Source organism: Streptomyces chumphonensis, assembly GCF_014779715.1.
GTDB classification, from domain to species: domain Bacteria; phylum Actinomycetota; class Actinomycetes; order Streptomycetales; family Streptomycetaceae; genus Streptomyces; species Streptomyces chumphonensis.
The window spans coordinates 1-267 of the sequence record NZ_JACXYU010000051.1 but is presented as its reverse complement, the minus strand read 5'-3'; the positions used below and the strand labels follow the sequence as shown (position 1 = coordinate 267).

Below are 267 nucleotides of genomic sequence, written 5' to 3'. Positions count from 1 at the left end.
CCCTCGCCGCAGGCGAAGAAGCCCCCGGGGTGATCACCGGCAGCGGACAGGTGGAACGGCCCGTCTTCGTCTTCCCCGGCCAAGGCTCCCAATGGACCGGCATGGCCCACGAACTCCTGAACACCTCCGCCGCGTTCCGAGAGTCGATCGGCGCCTGCGAAGCAGCCCTCGATCCTCATGTGGACTGGTCCCTGACCGAAGTCCTCCGCAGCGACGAACCGATCACGCGGGTGGACGTCATCCAGCCCGTGCTGTTCGCCGTCATGG

At 67.4% G+C, this 267-nt stretch carries 1 protein-coding gene; it reads left to right on the top strand.

Annotated elements, in window-relative coordinates; all coding sequences use genetic code 11:
• Positions 1-29 precede the first annotated feature (29 nt).
• A partial coding sequence (locus tag IF129_RS26005) for an acyltransferase domain-containing protein (RefSeq protein ID WP_318153946.1) occupies positions 30-267 on the top strand: 238 nt, incomplete at its 3' end.